The 19,058-nt window shown below is 26.9% G+C and carries 17 protein-coding genes and 1 tRNA gene; 3 read left to right on the top strand and 15 right to left on the bottom strand.

Annotation, left to right across the window (positions count from 1 at the left end; genetic code table 4):
- Positions 1-17: 17 nt before the first annotated feature.
- A complete protein-coding gene (gene uvrB, locus N9R85_RS01130; protein WP_262858241.1) occupies positions 18-1,997 on the top strand; it encodes an excinuclease ABC subunit UvrB in 1,980 nt (659 codons plus the stop codon).
- A gap of 150 nt (positions 1,998-2,147) precedes the next feature.
- Positions 2,148-3,416, top strand: a complete 1,269-nt coding sequence (obgE, locus tag N9R85_RS01125; protein ID WP_262858240.1) for a GTPase ObgE — start codon at positions 2,148-2,150, stop codon at positions 3,414-3,416.
- A gap of 249 nt (positions 3,417-3,665) precedes the next feature.
- Here obgE and rplA read toward each other — a convergent pair whose 3' ends face one another.
- From rplA to gltX, 13 genes are all read right to left on the bottom strand, one after another.
- The gene (gene rplA, locus N9R85_RS01120; protein WP_262858239.1) at positions 3,666-4,361 is read right to left on the bottom strand and encodes a 50S ribosomal protein L1; all 696 of its coding nucleotides are present in this window, start codon (positions 4,359-4,361) and stop codon (positions 3,666-3,668) included.
- A gap of 2 nt (positions 4,362-4,363) precedes the next feature.
- On the bottom strand, positions 4,364-4,963 hold the full coding sequence (gene rplK / locus N9R85_RS01115) for a 50S ribosomal protein L11 (RefSeq protein WP_262858238.1): 600 nt from the start codon (positions 4,961-4,963) through the stop codon (positions 4,364-4,366).
- A 235-nt stretch (positions 4,964-5,198) separates the two neighbouring features.
- Positions 5,199-6,098, bottom strand: a complete 900-nt coding sequence (locus N9R85_RS01110; protein WP_205852686.1) for a MurR/RpiR family transcriptional regulator — start codon at positions 6,096-6,098, stop codon at positions 5,199-5,201.
- A 12-nt stretch (positions 6,099-6,110) separates the two neighbouring features.
- Positions 6,111-7,193: a M24 family metallopeptidase gene (locus N9R85_RS01105; protein ID WP_262858237.1), complete on the bottom strand. Its 1,083-nt coding sequence runs from the start codon at positions 7,191-7,193 to the stop codon at positions 6,111-6,113.
- 81 nt (positions 7,194-7,274) lie between these two features.
- A complete protein-coding gene (gene rpmG / locus N9R85_RS01100; protein ID WP_174892645.1) occupies positions 7,275-7,427 on the bottom strand; it encodes a 50S ribosomal protein L33 in 153 nt (50 codons plus the stop codon).
- A gap of 117 nt (positions 7,428-7,544) precedes the next feature.
- Positions 7,545-8,372 carry a deoxyribonuclease IV gene (locus N9R85_RS01095; protein WP_262858236.1) on the bottom strand — a complete coding sequence of 276 codons (828 nt, stop codon included), beginning with the start codon at positions 8,370-8,372 and terminating at the stop codon, positions 7,545-7,547.
- Positions 8,365-9,441 (bottom strand): potassium channel family protein, encoded by a 1,077-nt coding sequence (locus tag N9R85_RS01090; protein WP_262858235.1) that lies wholly within the window; start codon positions 9,439-9,441, stop codon positions 8,365-8,367. The genes N9R85_RS01095 and N9R85_RS01090 overlap by 8 nt, the downstream gene beginning before the upstream one ends.
- A gap of 38 nt (positions 9,442-9,479) precedes the next feature.
- Positions 9,480-10,469 carry a LacI family DNA-binding transcriptional regulator gene (locus N9R85_RS01085; protein WP_262858234.1) on the bottom strand — a complete coding sequence of 330 codons (990 nt, stop codon included), beginning with the start codon at positions 10,467-10,469 and terminating at the stop codon, positions 9,480-9,482.
- Positions 10,470-10,804: 335 nt separating this feature from the next.
- Positions 10,805-11,779: a 6-phosphofructokinase gene (pfkA, locus tag N9R85_RS01080; RefSeq protein ID WP_262858233.1), complete on the bottom strand. Its 975-nt coding sequence runs from the start codon at positions 11,777-11,779 to the stop codon at positions 10,805-10,807.
- 17 nt (positions 11,780-11,796) lie between these two features.
- Positions 11,797-12,627 carry a bifunctional 5,10-methylenetetrahydrofolate dehydrogenase/5,10-methenyltetrahydrofolate cyclohydrolase gene (locus tag N9R85_RS01075; RefSeq protein WP_262858232.1) on the bottom strand — a complete coding sequence of 277 codons (831 nt, stop codon included), beginning with the start codon at positions 12,625-12,627 and terminating at the stop codon, positions 11,797-11,799.
- Positions 12,615-15,101, bottom strand: coding sequence for a valine--tRNA ligase (locus tag N9R85_RS01070; RefSeq protein ID WP_262858231.1), 2,487 nt, complete (start codon positions 15,099-15,101; stop codon positions 12,615-12,617). The genes N9R85_RS01075 and N9R85_RS01070 overlap by 13 nt, the downstream gene beginning before the upstream one ends.
- A 198-nt stretch (positions 15,102-15,299) precedes the next feature.
- Positions 15,300-15,674 carry a hypothetical protein gene (locus N9R85_RS01065; RefSeq protein ID WP_262858230.1) on the bottom strand — a complete coding sequence of 125 codons (375 nt, stop codon included), beginning with the start codon at positions 15,672-15,674 and terminating at the stop codon, positions 15,300-15,302.
- 1 nt (position 15,675) lies between these two features.
- The gene (gltX, locus tag N9R85_RS01060) at positions 15,676-17,085 is read right to left on the bottom strand and encodes a glutamate--tRNA ligase (protein WP_262858229.1); all 1,410 of its coding nucleotides are present in this window, start codon (positions 17,083-17,085) and stop codon (positions 15,676-15,678) included.
- 64 nt (positions 17,086-17,149) lie between these two features.
- Here gltX and N9R85_RS01055 point away from each other — a divergent pair.
- A tRNA-Lys gene (locus N9R85_RS01055) sits at positions 17,150-17,225 on the top strand.
- Positions 17,226-17,276: 51 nt separating this feature from the next.
- Here N9R85_RS01055 and N9R85_RS01050 read toward each other — a convergent pair.
- A complete protein-coding gene (locus N9R85_RS01050; protein ID WP_262858228.1) occupies positions 17,277-17,828 on the bottom strand; it encodes an inorganic diphosphatase in 552 nt (183 codons plus the stop codon).
- A 50-nt stretch (positions 17,829-17,878) separates the two neighbouring features.
- Complete coding sequence (gene recA, locus N9R85_RS01045) at positions 17,879-18,850, bottom strand: recombinase RecA (protein ID WP_262858227.1); 972 nt, start codon at positions 18,848-18,850, stop codon at positions 17,879-17,881.
- Positions 18,851-19,058: the final 208 nt, after the last annotated feature.

Genomic DNA, 19,058 nt, shown 5'->3' with positions numbered 1-19,058 from the left:
TTATATATAATTTACATATGAGCAATTTTAAATTAGAAACAAAAATGAAACCATCAGGAAGTCAACCGGAAGCAATAAATTTTATAGTCGATAAAATTGAAAATAATGAAAAAAACATCGTATTAAATGGTGTTACTGGTTCTGGAAAAACTTTTACCATTGCTAACGTCATAAATAAAATTAATAAACCTGTAATTTTAATATCGCACAATAAAACTTTAGCTAGTCAATTATATTCAGAATTAAAATCTTTTTTTCCTAATAATGCTGTAGAGTATTACATTTCATATTTTGATTATTTTAGGCCCGAAGCTTATAAACCAGATACTGATACCTATATTGAAAAAGAATCACAAACAAACGAGCAAATAGAAATAATGCGTTTAAGCACCATAAATTCTCTTTTAAATAGAAAAGACGTAATAGTGGTTGCAAGTGTTAGTGCAATTTATGGTGCATTAAATCCCGAAATCTACAAGAAAAGTTTTTATAGATTTTTTAGAGGTCAAAATATAGAATTAAAAACATTCATTAGAGACTTAACAAAGGTAAAATATGAAAGAAATGATTTAGCACCAAAAAATGGTAATTTTGCGGTCAAAGGAGACAATGTATTTATTTATCCTTCTGACAAAGAAAACGAAGCAATACGTGTTTCATTTTTTGGAGATGAAATTGAGGAAATTGCGAATGTTGATCCTCTTAACAAAAACTTGATTAAAAAACATATAGCTTATATTCTTTCTCCTGGAGATGAATATGCTGTTGACAATAATGTCTACGATATAATAATCCCAAAAATCAAAAAAGAATTGAAAGAGCAATTAAATTATTTTAATAGTAAAAATAAAATTTTAGAAGCACAAAGATTAAGTCAAAGAATAACTTCAGATATTGATGAAATGGAAGAATTCGGTATGTGTAAAGGCATCGAAAATTATTCAATGTACCTTGATGGTCGTGAAATAGGACAAAGACCGTACACTTTATTAGATTATTTACCAAAAGACTCTTTAATGATAATAGATGAATCACACCTCACTGTGCCACAAATGGGTGGTATGTACAAAGGTGATCAAGCAAGAAAAGACAATTTGGTTAACTACGGTTTTAGATTACCTTCTGCTAAAGAAAATAGACCTCTTAGTTATGATGAGGTCGTTGAAAATTTTGACTTTACCAAAATATTTATTTCAGCTACGCCTAGCGAATATGAAATAAATATTTCAAAAAACAATATTGCTAAAATGTATGTTAGACCAACAGGATTGCTTGACCCAAAAATTAGTATTAAGCCAACTTTAAATCAGGTTGATGATATTTACGACACAATAATAAAAGAAAGAGAAAGCGATGGTAGAACTATTGTTCTTACAACCTCAAAAGAGAGTGCCGAAAAATTAAATGAATACTTGATTAATTTAGGAATAAAAAGTTGATATGTTCACTCTGAACACAATACATTCGAAAGAAATGAAATTATAAGAAAATTTAGACTTGGCGATTATGAAACAATTGTTGGTATAAATTTATTGAGAGAAGGGATAGATATACCTGAACTTACAAAAGTATTAATTTTAGAAGCCGATGCACAAGGATTTATGCGTAGTGCTACTAGCTTAAAGCAAATAGTTGGTAGAGCATCTAGAAACGCCAAAGGTGAAGCGATATTTTATGCAGATAAAATCTCACAAGCAATGAAAGAATGTATAGAAGATAATATAGAAAAAAGAAAAATACAAGAAGAATATAACAAAAAATATAATATAATTCCAAAAACTATTTTAAAAGAAATACCTGAATCTATTTATGGTGATGGCACAAGTAATTCATTAGATTTAATTTTAAGTAAAAAATCTAAATTTAAGAAAAAAGAGATAGTTAACATAATAGAAGAATTAACCAAAAAAATGGAAGAAGCTTCAAAACAAAGAGATTATGAAAAAGCAATCGAACTTAGAGATATGATTTATGAATTAAAAAGGGATAAAAAGTAATATTTTATATCCTTGGCTTAAAAACTCATTTTTTATTATGATATAATTAATAAAATAGTTTTAATATAAAAACATATATATAAATTCAATATTTTTTAAATAATAATTTTATTAAAATAATTAATTTAAAGTTAAAACAGGAGGTTGTAAATGGCAAAATTTATTGATGAAGTTACAGTTAAACTAAAGGCCGGTAAGGGAGGAGATGGTATGATCTCATTCCGTAGAGAAGCTCACGTTGATAAAGGTGGTCCAGATGGCGGAGATGGTGGTCGTGGCGGACACATTTATTTTGTTGGAGATTCCGGAAAAAATACATTACTAAGTTTTTATAGCAATAAAATAATTCAAGCAGAAGACGGAGTAAAGGGTGGTCCGAAAAATTTATACGGAGCAAATGCTAAAGATACATATATTAAAGTCCCGGTTGGAACATTGGTTTATAAAAATGATAAGCAAATTGCAGACATAATAGAACCTAACACACCATATCTTATTGCTTCTGGCGGTAAAGGTGGTCGTGGTAATAATAAGTTTAAAACACCCAAAAATACTGCACCAAGAATAAGCGAAAACGGTATGCCTGGTGAAAGTTTTGAAGCAAAAATAGTTTTAAAAATACTTTCAGATGTAGGTATTGTTGGTAAACCGTCCGCTGGTAAATCTACTTTATTAAGTGCTATTTCGAATGCTAAAGCAAAAGCTGCGGAATACGAGTTTACAACACTAGTACCACAATTAGGTATGGTAGAATACTTTGATAATTCATATACTGTTGCAGATTTACCCGGATTAATAAAAGGAGCTTCATTAGGTAGAGGTTTAGGAACACAATTCTTGAAACATATTGAACGTTGCAAAGTTATCGCACATATTATTGATTTTGGTTCTGAAGAAAAAAATCCAATTGAAGATTTTGAAATAATAAATAATGAATTAAAATCGTATAATTTAAAATTAGAAAATAAATCTCAATTAGTAGTCGCAAACAAAAGTGATTTACCAAATTTTGAAAAAAATATATCTAAATTTAGAGAAAAATATCCATTAATTCCAATTGTTAAAATTTCTGCTATTTTTAGAGAAAATTTAAACGAATTAAAAGGTAAATTATGAGATCTAATCAAAAACTTTGATTACTCAACAATCGATGAAGAAGATGAAGAAGAGTACAAAGTAATCGAATTTGAACCAGATTTTATAGTGAAACAAGAATATAGAGGTTACTTTAACGTTAGTGGAAAAAAAGTTGAAGAATTATATTATAGAACACCAATTAATACTTATGATAATTTAGTTAGATTTAATAATATATTAAAAAAAATTGGCGTTTGAGACGAATTAATTAAACAAAATATTCAAAAAGGAGATACAGTATCTATTTTTGGATTTGAATTTGAATGGGATGATGAGGAATAAATTTCATATTTTTTTAAAATAATGTTATAATTACAATATATTTATAAAAAATAATAAGGACATATTATGAAAAAATTTTCTGTAGAAAAAATTAAGCTATTTTGACCAGCAATCATTGGTCTAATAACAGGTATAGGTATTACTATTATATTAGCTTTAATATTTAACCACATTTAATTTTAAAAATTGCAATTATAAAAATTGCAATTTTTTATTATAAATTTTTTTATAAAAAAATAGGCATTAGACCTATTTTTCTATTTTAATCTTTACACTTGGCCCCATTGAAGCTGAAACTGTTAAGTTTAACATATATGTACCTTTAACAGCAGCTGGCTTAAGTTTTTTAATTAAAGAAATAAGAGTTTTAGCATTTTCAACTAGTTTTTCAGTATCCATACTTGATTTACCAATTAATGAATGTACGATTCCAGCTTTATCTGTACGATAGTTAGCTTTACCTTTTTTAAGTTCTTCAACAGCTTTTTCTGGAGTTGGAGTAACTGTACCTGTTTTAGGATTAGGCATTAAACCTTTAGGACCTAAAACTTTACCGTATTTTCCTAATAAAGGCATCATTGTTGGGTCTGCAACCATAACATCAAAATTAAAGTCATTTTCTTTAATTTTTTGTTCAAGTGCTGGTCCATCTAATACAAAGTCAGCACCAGCTTCTTTAGCTAGTTTTTGTTTTTCTACATTATTTGTTGCTACTAATACACTGATTGATTTACCTGTACCATGTGGAAGTAACACAGCACCACGTAATTGTTGATCTGCTTTACGAACGTCTAAGTTTAAGTTAAAAGCTAAATCGATTGAAGCATCAAATTTTGCGTATGAAGTTTTTTTAGCTAATTCAATAGCTTCTTCTAATTCATAAGCAACAGTTCTATCGAATGATTCACGAGCGTTTTTAAGGTTTTTTGATAATCTTTTAGCCATAATTATTTTGCTCCTTCTTCTGTATTTTCAGACTCCTCATCTGAAATTGTTTTAACTTCAATTGATTGTCCTTTTGTTTCAGCTAAATTAGCTAAATCTGCTTCTAATTCTGCTTCTTTTAATTGTGCTAATTTTTCTGCTTTTGCAGCGGCTTTTGCAGCGGCTTTAGCTTTAAAAATGTCGTCGTATCCTTCAACTAAAACACCCATTTGTTTAGCTGTACCAGCAATTGTAGCCATAGCAGCGTCAATATCATTTGTGTTTAAATCAGGTAATTTATATTCTGCAATTTCTCTTAATTGATCTTTTGAAATTGTTGCAACAATTGTAGTTTTAGAATTTTTTGATCCAGATTGTAAGTTTGCAGCTTGTTTAATTTTGTATGATGCTGGAGATGTGAATAATTGGAATTCAAATGTTTTATCTTTGTAAACTATAATTTTTACTGGAACTGGTTCATCACCTCTATCTCTAGTTGCGTCATTAAATGCTCTTGTAAATTCTGGCATGTTAACACCAACACCAGCTAAAGCTGGACCTGGTTTAGCTTTACCAGCAGGGAATTGCAATTTAGCAATTCTTTGAATTTCTTTTTTTGCCATATTTCTGTATCCTTTCGATATTGTGGTCCAACGATATTTTAATTAAAAAATATCTCCCACTTTGGCAATATTTTTATATTGCTTTAATATTATATAATAATCTATTTTTTTTAATAATTTTCTTTGTATTCTTTTACTCCCTTAATATAAGGAAATAATTTTTTTATTGTGTTTATAAATTAAAGTTAAAAAATAAACGAAAGAAAATAAGGCATTTTAATTTGCCTTATTTTCTTTAGTTTTCTTCTTTTTGTTCCATATCAGGAAGCAATGAATTTCATTCCTTTATTTGGTTATTAATTTCTTTAAAAATTATTTTCTTTTGATCAATAACTGATGACAAGTAAGAAAAAATAATATCACTAATTAAGAAAGCTGAAATTTTTGATCCAATATGACTAATACGGTAATTTTGCTCAATACTTTCTAAAAGAAGTATATTTTTACAATTTTCAGGTTTTATTTTTGTATTTTTGGTTCAAATTGAATAAGTTACATTGTTTTTAATCAAAAAGTTAATAATATTTTTTACTTCAAGTGTTTTACCACTTTTTGAAATTATTGTTACATGTGTTTTTTTATAAGATGTTATTAAACTTGAATAACCGAAAAATGAATGTATATTATCTACAAATATAGTATTAAAACCAATTTTTCTAATGCTTCACGAAAAATAACGGCCCACCATTCCAGATTCTCCAATTGCGAAAATTACATTAACCTTATTTTCTCTTATTGTATTAATATATCCCATTAAATCATTGCTATCTATAAATCTTTCAACAGTTTTTTGTACGGAATATATATAGTGAGTTTTTATGTTGTTAGAAACCTGATTAATAGAATTAATATTTGAATTATCTATATTATCATCATAAGTATCTTGCTTTAATTGTAATCTTTTAGAAACATATATTTTAAAATCAGAATAGCTTTTAAAACCTAGCCCTTTTGCGAATCTAGAAATTGTTGATTGAGATAAATCTAAATGTTCCGCTAATTCTGAGGAATTCATTTTTAAAAAATCATCCGTTTTATTTTCAATAAAATTTCTAATTTTATTTATTGTGTCAATAGAAACCTTGTCAATCTTCTCCTTGTCAAGATTCTGTAAATCAATAATATTAATTTTCATGCTTAACCTCTATTAAAAGAAATTATTTTTCTTTTCCTCTGGTTTTGATAATACGTAGTAACCATCTTCTGTTACTAATACATCATCTTCATTTCTTGCTCCACCAAGACCTTCGATATAAATACCTGGTTCTACAGTTAAAACCATACCTGGTTCTAAAACCACATCACTAGATGAAGATACATTTGGGAATTCATGTACATCAATACCTAAACCATGTCCTGTAGAGTGAACAAAATATTGACCATATCCTTTTGATTCAATGTATTCACGACAAACTCTATCAATTTCAGAGGCTTTAATACCTGGACGAACGATTTTACGACCTTCTGCAGCTGATTCTTCAACTATCTTTAAAATTTTTAATAATTCAGGATTTGTTTTTTGAGGATCACCTACCACAAAAGTTCTTGTTATATCTGCTGTATAACCTTTATATCTTGCAGCAAAATCAACTTTTAATAAATGATTTTCAATTAATAAATTATTTTCATTTGGGTGATGATGTGGTTCAGAAGCATATTGTGCAGCAGCAACTATTTCATCAAAACCTTCTTTTTCAGCACCGTTCATTTTTAATAAATAATTTAACTTGGCCGCAATTTCTTTTTCATTCATGCCAGGTTTAATTCATTCCTTTAACTGTTCTAATGATTTTAATGAAATGTTAACAGCTTCTTGTAAATATTTTAATTCTTCTTTTGATTTTAGAATTCTTAATTCTTGAGCACTTACTCATACTACATCATTAGAGGTTAAATTTGTTAACGATAAAATGTAATTTTCAACATTTTTAATTAGGTAATCTTTTTCTAAGGCTATTTTTTTAAATTTCTTTTCTTCAAAGAATTTCTTTATTGAATTTCCTTCTTTTGTTCTTTGTAGTAATTTAACATCAACATTTTTTGCGTTTGCTCTAACATATTCAATATATCTACCATCAACAAAAAGTGTTGCTTTATCTCTTTCGATTATAATAAATCCATCTGTTGTTTGAACTCCAGCATATCATAATCTTGTTTGTGGAGCTTCAGATATAAGAGCTTCGACTTCCGGGTTGTTGTTAAAAAAAATATCAAGTTTTGTTCTATTCATTTTTACCTTCCTTCATTATATAAATTATATATGTTAAATAAAAAAATAATAAAAAAGATGCTAAAAGCATCAAAAATATTATTATTTCTTTTCTCTGTGAGCTGTATGTGCACCACATTTTGCACAAAATTTATTTAATTCGATTTTTTCTGGGTGAGTTTTCTTGTTTTTCTTAGAAATGTAGTTTTCCATTTTACATACTGTACAAACTAATGTATAACCTTCTCTTGCCATAATATGCTCCTTTACGTGTTTTATTTAAATATTGTATAAATAGTATTTATATTATAATTTAATTTTATTTTTTTAAAAATATTTTTTTAATTTTGGTTTTTTTAGAAAATAAATAATTTATTTGTGAAGTAACATTTTGATTTCTTGATCATAAATTGGACCACCTTCTGGTACGGGTGTTTCCAAAATAATTGGAATATTATCAAAATCTGGATCATGAACAAATTTTCTTAATGTTTCTAAACCAATTGTACCATGACCAATGTTTGCATGTCTATCTTTATGTGAAAAAACTTCATTTTTAGAATCATTTAAATGTATGACTTTAACATGCTTCAATATATCTCATTTTTTTAATTCTCCTTTAAACTCATCATAATTTTGTAAATCATACCCCGAATCTCACATATGGCATGTATCTAAGCAAATTTTGAGACGTTCAGAATTTATAAAGTCTATTAAAAATTTTAATTGTTCAAAATTTGTTCCAATTTCTGTTCCTTTACCACTCATTGTCTCAATACATATAACAACATTTGATGTATTTTCGATTACATATCTTAAAGTTTGGACCAATTCATCCAATGCTTCTTGTTCACTATAAACAGTATACGCTCCAGGATGTAAAACCAAATATTTTAAACCTAAAAAATTCATTCTTTTTATTTCTTCAATTAAAAACTCTTTTGCAAAACTAGATTTTTCTAAAGAAGCAGGATTCACAATATAAGGAGCATGAACTATAATGTCTTCTTTAGGTATAAAATTTTGGAATTTAGCTTCATACTCTTCAAGATTAAATTTTTCTACACTAACCCTTTTAGTATTTTGTGGTGCACCTAAATAAATCATCATTGTGTTTGCCTTATTATCTATAGACTCTTTAACAGAATCGACTAAATAACCGGGACTTTTGAAAGATATATGAGAACCTAATTTAATCATTTTTTACTTCCTTTTCATTCTTTAATTTCATTTTTTCTTTCTTTTGTTTTTTTAAATGTTCTTGCATTTCATTTAAAAACGAACCGGCAATAATTCCGGATGGAATTGCAATTATTGCTAAAGCAACTAACGCATTTACTGAAACTATTATTTTTGTTATTGGTGAGTGTGGTAGTAAATCTCCGTAACCAATTGTTGTTAACGTAATGGTAGCAAAATATATTGCATCTAAAAACGTAATTACATAACCTGATTTTAATTGATCGTATTCTGGAAAAATAGCATCATAAATAGTTATTTTATCTTGATCATAATATAAGTGTTCTTTTAAATAAAGCTCTTTATTATTAGATTCTTGTGCCTCGAGATAAATTTTTCATGATTCTTCACTTGGTTTTATATTGTTTGACAATAAGAAACTATTTCTTTGTTCTTCTAAATAAGATGTTTCGTTACTTCAAATAATAATAGCAAAAATAAATATTAATAATATAGCCAAAAGCAAGACATATGTTAAAACTTTTTTTTGCTTTTTGAAAGCAGCTGCAATTATTGCGAAAGGCGTAAAAATTGTTAAAATCCAAAAAAGTCTTGCAAATCTAAAAAAATTAAGTAACTTAAAAAATTCAAATGCTTTTTGCGAAGTTGAATCTACACCTATAAAATATTCAATAACATGTAGTGAAGATAAAATAGACAATAATATTACGATACCTTTAATTGAAAATATAAACTTATATGAACTTTCATATAACATAGTATGATTATCTATTTTTTTGTATGTCCTATAGGTTAATAAATGTAATATATAATCAATAATAAAAAAGAAAAATGTAAAAATTTGTAGTATTGTAATAAAGTTCTTTCAACCCTGTCCAAATATTTTTGCTGTTGTAGCAATAGATAAGACTGACACTAATGATGCTAAAATAACTAATAATATATAAATAAATTTAAAAATCTTTGACTGGGTTTTATATATATTATTTTTATCCTTCATATCATCATTAAAATTTCAAACTATTGGTGTTAAAAATTCGAAAACCATTTTATAATTTCTTTTTTTCATTTGTCTCCTTTTAATTAAAAAAGATAAACCAAAAAGATTTATCTTTTTGCAGTTTCGATAATTTCAATTGGTATCGTTTTTGTTATTATTTCATTATTTATTTTGTGCTTAGTAATCATATCTTCTATTCTAAACCCCAAATTTGGATAATCAATAAAAATTTTAGCAACATATTTTTTAATATTATCGTATATAGATTGATAACCAATATCAGTATAATTATATTCTTTAGTACCCAATGCTTGAGCTAAAGCCACATAAGTTTCATGAGTTGAACAAACAATATTATGAATATTATATTGTCTCAAAAACTTTGAAATTTGAGCAATATCTTCTAAGGTTTTTTTAGAACTAAAACTATATTCATAATAATCATAGTTATTATCTACGCATGCACGTTCAAACCCTTGATATCTTTCTGTTTTTTGGGTATTCGAAAGTCTTCCGTCGCTTATGAAAGCAACTTTTTTACTTATTAAAGAACCGTCTTCATTTCTATTTGCCGATGAATTTAGTAATTTTTCAGTTAATGTATAAAAACCTTTTGCAATATCAACTTTTATTGAGTTAATCCCATTAACTTGATGTTCATATAATATTACTGTGATGTCTTCTAAACCTTTTAAAAAATCAAATAATTCTTTGTAATATTGAGGAACAAAAACAACAATTGCGGATGGTTTTCAAGAAAAAGCATATCTAATTGCATCTATATATTCTTTAGTAGAATTACCCGCATAAGTTGTATTAACTCTTCTTCCTTTTCGGGCACAAGCTATGGTTATTCCGCTTACAATTGAAGAATAAAGATTTTGAGCTCATATAGGCATAATGATAAAAACAGAGTTATCTCTACCCCTCACTATTCTGGCTCCTGTATTAGGATAAAAATTATTATTTTCTATCGCTTCAGTGATTTTAGCTCTAGCTTTTTTTGAAACATAACCATCATTATAAAATCTTGAAACTGTAGAAACCGACACATTTGCTTGTTCAGCAATATCTTTGTACGAAATTTTTTTCTTCATAAAATTATTATATATTAAAAAATAACTATTTTTAACATTTTTACCAAATTAAGATATTAAAAATAATGTTTAAAATATTATTTTATAGTTTTTTAAATAGAAAATAAAAATATTAAAAAACACCTAATTAAAGGTGTTATCTAATATATTAAATATTAGTATCTATTTGTTCTAATTTAATCATTAATTTGAAAGGAGGGTTAATATCTCAAGAAGCGACCCTTAAAGGGATCTCACACTTACTTTACGTAAGAATCAATATTATTATAACATAAATAAATTAAAATAAAAAATAATTAACAATAAATTAATATATACTGTTAATTATTTTTTTATTATGATTGGTTCAATTTATTAAATTTAATCGCTCTTTGAACCGCTTTTTCTTTAGAAGCATTTTTCATTGATAAAGCTTCTAAAATTGGTATTCCAACAACGTCATTATTTAAAATACCAACCGCTAAACCTGATTTCCCTTCCATTAAATACTCAACTGCTTTAGAACCTAATAATGTCGCTAAAACTCTTTCTTGAGCAGAAGGTGTACCACCTCTTTGAATATGATTTAATGGGTTTATACGTGTATCTCAACCTGTTTTGTCTTGAACTATTTTTTCAAGTTGTTTAATATCGTAACATTTTTCAGAAACAACAATAATTATACTTCTGCGATTAGGTTGTTTTGTTAATTCTAATGATGTATTTGCAATTTCTTCCATTGAAGGTTGAAAATCTTTAGTTGCAATAATTTCTGCGCCTGTCGCAAGACCTGAGTAAAGTGCTAAATCACCACAACCATTACCCATAACTTCAACTATCATAATTCTTTTATGACTACGGGCTGTATCTCTTATCTTATCGATTGCATCAACAATTGTATTTAATGCAGTGTCATAACCTATAGTAAAATCACTTGAAGCAATATCATTATCAATAGTACCAGGTAATCCGATTGTTTTAATTCCTGATTGATGTAAAAGTTGAGCTCCTTGGTAGCTTCCATCACCTCCAATAACAACTAAAGCGTCTATTCCTCTATTTTTAAGGTTATTAATTGCAACTTCTCTTACTTCGGGTTTCTTGAATTCAGGAAATCTTGCTGAATAAATAGCAGTACCACCTTGATTTAAAAATAAATCTAAATCAACGTTATCTGCACTAACTATATTATCGTTATACAAACCTTTATAACCTTCATAAACTAAAAATGCTTCTAAACCATTTGATTTAGCACCTTTAACTACCGCTCTAACGGCGTTATTCATACCTGGTGCATCACCACCAGATGTTAAAATAGCTATTTTTCTCATTTTATCCTCTTTTTAAATTATCTATAAATATCTAATAAATTTTTTAATAAACAAACAACAGTCATAGGTCCTACTCCACCAGGGACAGGAGATAATGCGGATGCTTTTTTAGAAACTGACTCAGCGTCTACATCACCAACTAATTTTTCAGTTAATTTAGCGTCTAAATTTGTACCTACGTCTATAACTATTGCGCCTTCTTTTATGTTTTGTTCTTTGATATATTCGGCAACTCCGATTGCAACTATAACTATATCACCAGTTTCAACTCCTTTAACTCCAGTATTTTCGTTATACGTCGCAACATCAGCTCCCATTCTTTTTATTATGTGTGCAAGAGGTTTACCAACAACGTGGCTTCTACCTACTACACAAACTTTTTTATCTTTTACATCTATATTGTAATGTTCCATCAATTCCAAAACTGCTCTAGCGGTAGCAGGCACAAAATGATTTTCCTCAATATCATTGTATAAAATAAATTCGTTACGGCTACTTAAACCATCAACATCTTTAATTGTTGGAACAGCATCCAATATAACTTGTTGTGGAATATGATCAGGTAAAGGCAATTGAATAATTACACCTGTAGAATTTTCATTAATTATATCTAGTTTTTTAAGTAATGAATTTTGACTTATAGTTTCGGGAAATTGATGTAAAACTCCTTTAATACCTATTTCTTCACATTTTCTTAATTTAGCATTTACATATTTTGTAGAAGCAGGATTATCTCCTACTTGGACGATAGAAAGAACAGGTTTATCATCAGGATCTATTTTCTTTACTAATTCTTTTAGTTTTTCTGTTTCTTGTTTTGCTAATTCTTTACCACTTAATATTTTCATTTTAATTCCTCTTCGTATTTTTCTAAATTACTGCGATGCATTTCTAATTTATGTCTTTCAGCATCAACTTTTTCCTTAGGTGCACTCTCTACAAATCTCTTATTTGAAAGGATTTTTTCAGCTCTATTTATTTCGAATTTTGTTGTTTCCATTTTCTTTAATAAAGAAATTTTGTTTTGATTTTTTTGATCATCTGAAACAACAATAAATAAGGATCTTCCATTTATCGAAATTAAATAATCATTATTCTCTTTAACTGTTGAATTTGTCATTTTATTAATAATATTACGAGAATGATTGTCTAATTCTATGTCCGTAAAATATTGGATAACTTCTTTTTTCGAAATATTGTATTCTTCACGATATTTACGAATTTCGTTTACTACTAAAATAACATTATCAATATACTTAGGTTTATCTTTTTTATAAAACCTTGGTCATTTATATTCTAAAATTTCGCTTTTATATAACTCTAAATAAATTTTATCAGTTATAAAAGGCATAAAAGGATGAAGAATTATTAAAACCTTTTTGAATATTTCTAATGTTGTTTTTTTATTATTGTTAACTTTAATAAATTCTAAATATCAACTACTTAAATCATTAAAAATAAATTTATAAATTTCGGAACCAATTACTGTGAAATCATATTTTTTCATTAAACGATTAATATTTTTTGATAATGTTGATAATTTATTTAATATTCATTTATCTGCATCAATCATTTCGTTTGAATTACTTTCAGGCAATTCATTAATATAATTTGCTATATTTCATAATTTATTATTTATTTTTCAAGCACTTTCAATTTTATCATTTGAAAATTTGAGGTCAAATCCTGGAGTAGAATTAGTAATTAAAGATCAGCGCAAGGCATCTGAACCATATTTTTCGATAACTTCAATCGGATCAATACCATTATTTAATGATTTAGAAAATTTTCTACCTTGAGAATCACGAACAAGTCCGTGTAACATAACTTTTTTAAATGGAATTTTATCCATAAATTCAAGTCCGAAAAAGTACATACGAGCTATTCAAAAGAAAATTAAATCAGTACCAGCGACCATTAAATTAGTTGGATAATATCTTTTTAAAATACTATTTTTCTTAGGTCAACCCATAAATACAAATGGTGCTAACCCGGATGAGAACCAAGTATCTAAAACATCAGTTTCTCTTGTTCATCCTTCTCCAGGTGAGTCGATTTGAACTTTTACTTCGTCATCTTTATATCAAGCAGGAATTTGATGTCCTCATCAAAGTTGTCTTGAAATAGTTCAATCATAAACCTTATCCATTCATTGTTTCATTGTTTTTTTGTATTTTTTAGGTAAGAACTTAACGCCATCTTTTGATTTTAAATCTTTTAATATTAATTCCTTAAATGAATCCATTTTTAAAAATCATTGAGGTAATATTAAGGTTTCAATAACCGTTTTAGAACGATCGGAAATTGAAATATTAGAAGTTGTCATTTCAACTTTTTCCAGCATATTATTTTTACTTAAATATTCACCAATAGCTTCTCTAGCTTCAAAACGTTCCATTTTATCAAATTGAGAATTAGGAACTTTTAAATAACCATATTTATCAATTGTTTCAATTAATTCAAAACCGTGTTTTTGAATTATTTCAACGTCACTTTCCGCATGAGTTGATAATTTCATTACACCTGTTCCGAATTTTGGATCAACATAACTATCTGCTATAATGGGTATTAAAACGTTTCTAAGAGGATGCATAACACGTTTTCCTACTAAATCAACAAATCTTTTATCTTTTGGATTAACAACTAATGCTACATCACCATATAATGTTTCGGTTCTCACAGTTGCAACTGTTAAATATTTATCGGAATTTTCTAAATAATATTTTATATAAAACATTTTTTGTTCAGTCGGAACATTATTTATTTCAATATTAGAAACTGCGGTTTGTAATTTTATATCTCAACTAACTGCTCTTACGCCTTTATAAACTAAACCTTTATTGTATAAATCGACAAAAACTTTTAATACTGCTTCATTACTATTTTCATCAAGAGTAAAACGTTCTTTCGAATAATCTAAAGCTAAACCAAGTCTTTGTCATTGATTTCTAAAATAATTTGCATATTCATCTTTTCATTCTCAAATTTTATTTATAAATGTTTCATAACCTAAATCGTGTCTAGTTTGTCCGGTTGTTTTAAATAAAATATCTTCTATTTTAGATTGAGTGGCAATACCTGCATGATCCATCCCGGGCAATCATAAAACATCAAAACCTTTCAATTTTTTGAATCTAATAATTGTATCTGGAATATATGAATCAAGAGCATGTCCAATATGTAATTTTCCTGTTACGTTTGGTGGTGGTAACAAAATTGAAAAAGGTTTCTTTTTAATATCATGTGTCATGAAAAATTTCTTATCTCTTCATTTTTTTTCAATACCCTTTTCAACTTCTTTATGATTGTAAATTTTGTCCATAAAAATCCCTTCTTTATAGTGTAATCAATAACCATTATTCTAATATTTAAATTATACATTATTTTAACTAAAAGAATAAATTCACAATACCAAACCTTATAAAAAGCAAATATCTTTTTCTACTATTTTTTAAAACTTATAGTTAAATTTTATGTAAAAAAACAAACCATAATATTTAGTTTGTTTTTAATGAGTGTTTTATTCTTCAATTATTTCAATAGAAATTTGATAGGTTCCAATTTTGAAATCAGAACTACTTAAAGAATATGTAAAATTATATTTATTTTTCAAAAATTCTTTATTAGTTCATATTGAACTAAGAGGTAAAATCTGATTTTCAATTTCATAATCAAAATTTATTTTTTGATTATATTTTAAGAAAATAGATGCACTAGATGAAAAAATGTTAATTTCCTCTTCACTAATTTCAATAAGATTTTTTTCTTTGCTTTGTGGATCTAAAAATTCAAGTGAAGTAAACTTACCATTTACATTCAATTTACATTCTACTTCGAATTGAATTTTATTAGATTCGCCATTTTGGTTTATTAACGATAAAAATTTTAATTTCATTTTAATATTTATCCAAAGATTTTAAAATAAATTCGTATCCAAATAAATAAATAGCTTTAGCCAACTCTGGACCATGTTCTTGAGAAGTAGAAGCTAATCTAATAGGCATAAATAATTTTTTACCTTTTACATTTAATTCTTTTTGTACATTTTGTATAACTTCTTGAATGTCTTCTACAGTAAATTTATTATCTTTTATTTTTTCAACTAACATTTTTTTAAAATATCTAACAACATTCAATTCTTCATTAGTAAATTCAATATCTTTATTTATTGGATTTTTATAAATTTCTAAGTTTGAAAATAATTCTTTTATAGTAGTTGAACTTTGCTTGAAAGTATCAATAAAGAGAAGTAATCATTCTTCTGAAAATAATTTTTCATTTCTAAATAATGTTATTAAATCTAGATTATTCATATTTTTTAAATATTGTTTTGAGAATCAATTCATTTTTAAAATATCAAACTTAGATGGACTCTTACTTAGTCTTTCAGGTTCAAATTTTTCTATTATTTCATCATGTGTCATTAGTTCTGAACCATCTTTTGAAGTTCATCCCAATAATGTTAAAAAATTAAATATCCCGTGTGGTATGTAACCTTCTTCTTTATAGTCTGAAATAAATTGTTTTAAACTAGTATCACGTTTAGAAAGCTTTTTACCTTCCATATTTGTAATAATTGTTAAATGACCAAATTCTGGTTTTTCTCATTTTAGATAATTGTATAAAACTAATTGTTTTGGAGTATTACCAATGTGTTCTTCACCTCTTAAAACATGAGTAATTTCCATATCATGATCATCTACAACAACTGCAAAGTTATATGTTGGATATCCATCTGATTTAAATATTACTCAATCTGTTATATCGTTAGAATTAAAAGAAATCTTCCCTCTAACAATATCATTTCAAGATAATTCTTCGTTTTTAGGAATGCTTAATCTTATAGAATATTCCCCAGATTTATCCCTTTTTTGTTTTTCTTCATCGCTTAATTTTAATCAATTTTTATCATATCTAAAGTTTGGGATACCTTTTTGATCACTTTCAAGTTTTTGTTGTTCTAATTCTTCTGTTGTATCATAAGCCTTGTAAGCTACACCTAATTTAAATAATTGTTCTAAAACTTCTTTATATCTATCTATTTTTTCACTTTGTCTGTACTTACCATATTTTTCTACAGGATTAAGAGGCGATTCATCAGGTATTATTCCTAATCAAGCTAAGTTATCTAATTGTGATTCCTCGCCTCCAACAACATTTCTTTTGATATCAGTATCTTCAAGCCTAAAAATAAAATCACCTTTATAATGCTTTGCAAATAAATAATTAAATAAAGCTGTTCTTGCACCACCTATATGTAAATACCCTGTTGGGCTTGGAGCATATCTTGTTCTTATTTTCTTCATTTTAAAAATCTCCTTTTTTTTAAAAAATAAATTTTTATTTTTATAAAAAGAATATAATTAAAGTGCATCATTAGCTCAGTAGGTAGAGCAACTGGCTCTTAACCAGTGGGTCGCAGGTTCGAACCCTGTATGATGTACCATTTTTTTATACTTTTTTTAATCAAAAATGCTAGTTTTCTAGCATTTTTATATTACTCATACTTTTCAGGATGTTCTTTTTGCATCTTTTTAATAAATTCTTTTTTATCCATTGAACCATATTGATTCATTAGGTGTACACATTCTTCATACTCTTGTAATGCTCAATCTACATTTTCGAAGCCAGAGACTTTTGTAATTCCCGGTCTTTTTCAATTTTTATATGTACTAAAGAAAGTTTCTACATTTTTTAAAAAAGGTTCAGGTAAGTCTTCTAAAGTTTGAATATTATCCAAACGATAATCATCAGCATGAACTGCAATTAATTTTGTATCAGTTTCTCCATCATCAATCATTTTCATTGCACCTATAATTCTAGCTTTTAATAAAACTCCTGGTTGGAATGTTTCGTCAGAATACAATAACACATCTAATTCATCACCATCTCAATCTAAAGCGTTAGGTACAAAACCGTAATTACATGGATAAACAAAATCTCCACGTAAAATACGATCAACTTCTATTAAATTTGTCTTTCTGTTATATTCATATTTTATTCTTGAATTTTTTTGAATTTCAATTTTTACATCAATTATATTTTTCATTCCTATATTATACAATATTTAAAAACAATAATTACACTTTATAATAAACTTTAATTTTCTTTAATAAAATTTATTATTTCTTTTTGTAAATTTTCATTTTCACTTAAATACTCTCTCATATTTTTTTTACCTTGAGCAACACTGTTGCCATCGATATAATATCATGAACCTTTTTTAGTAAATTTACCTATATTTTCTCCAATATCTACTAATTCACTTATTTTATCAATTCCTATATTAAAATAAAATTCTGTTTGAGCATTTTTATAAGGTGGAGCTATTTTATTTTTTACAACTTTAAGTTTTATTTCAGCACCTATAATATCTTTATTTTCGATAATAGGACTACCTTTTCTTACTTCAACCCTTATTGATGAATAGAATTTTAAAGCTCTACCTCCAGGAGTTGTTTCCGGACTACCAAAAATAACACCCACTTTTTCTCTAATTTGGTTTATGAAAATTATTGTTGTTTTATTTTTATTTGAATTGGCAGTAATTTTTCTTAGTGCTTTCGACATAAGTCTAGCTTGTGCACCGATTTGTTGATCTCCCATTTCGCCGTTTAGCTCCGCTTCAGGTACCAATGCAGCAACGCTATCCACTACTATAAGATCAATTTTTCCTGATTTAACTAATATGTCAACAATATCTAAAGCTTGTTCACCTGAATCAGGTTGAGATAAAATAAGCTTTTCTATATCTACACCAATTTTTTGTGCAAAAGATGGATCTATTGAATGTTCTGCATCTATAAACGCTGCAAGCCCACCATTTTTTTGAACTTCTGCAATAGCATGTAAAGTCAGTGTCGTTTTTCCTGAACTTTCAGGCCCATATATTTCTATGATTCTTCCTTTAGGATACCCAAACCCCCCTAATAAATTATCTAGAATATAACTTCCACTATGAAATGTTTCTAAATCAATTTCCGGAACTTCTCCCAGAAACATTATAGTTTCTTTTCCGTATTTTTTTTCGATTATATTTATAATATTTTTTAATTCGTGATCATTATTCATTATTCCTCCGAATAATATTTATTAAGAAAACTAAAAAAGAACCTTAAAAAAACTTTTTTTATTAAAAAAGAAATAAAACGCATAAAAAAATGCCCTTCTGGGCTTATTCTTTGAAAACTGAATAGTAATTAATAATTCATTAAAATGTCTTAAATACATCTTAACTTCTAAACCTATCAATTTATTAGTAATGGTCAGCTAAATGTAT

Origin of the sequence: Mycoplasma sp. CSL7503-lung (assembly GCF_025515455.1) — a bacterium.
GTDB lineage: Bacteria > Bacillota_I > Bacilli_A > Mycoplasmatales > Metamycoplasmataceae > Mycoplasmopsis.
The sequence above is the reverse complement of the archived record's forward strand: the minus strand, read 5'-3'. Positions and strand labels throughout refer to the sequence as shown.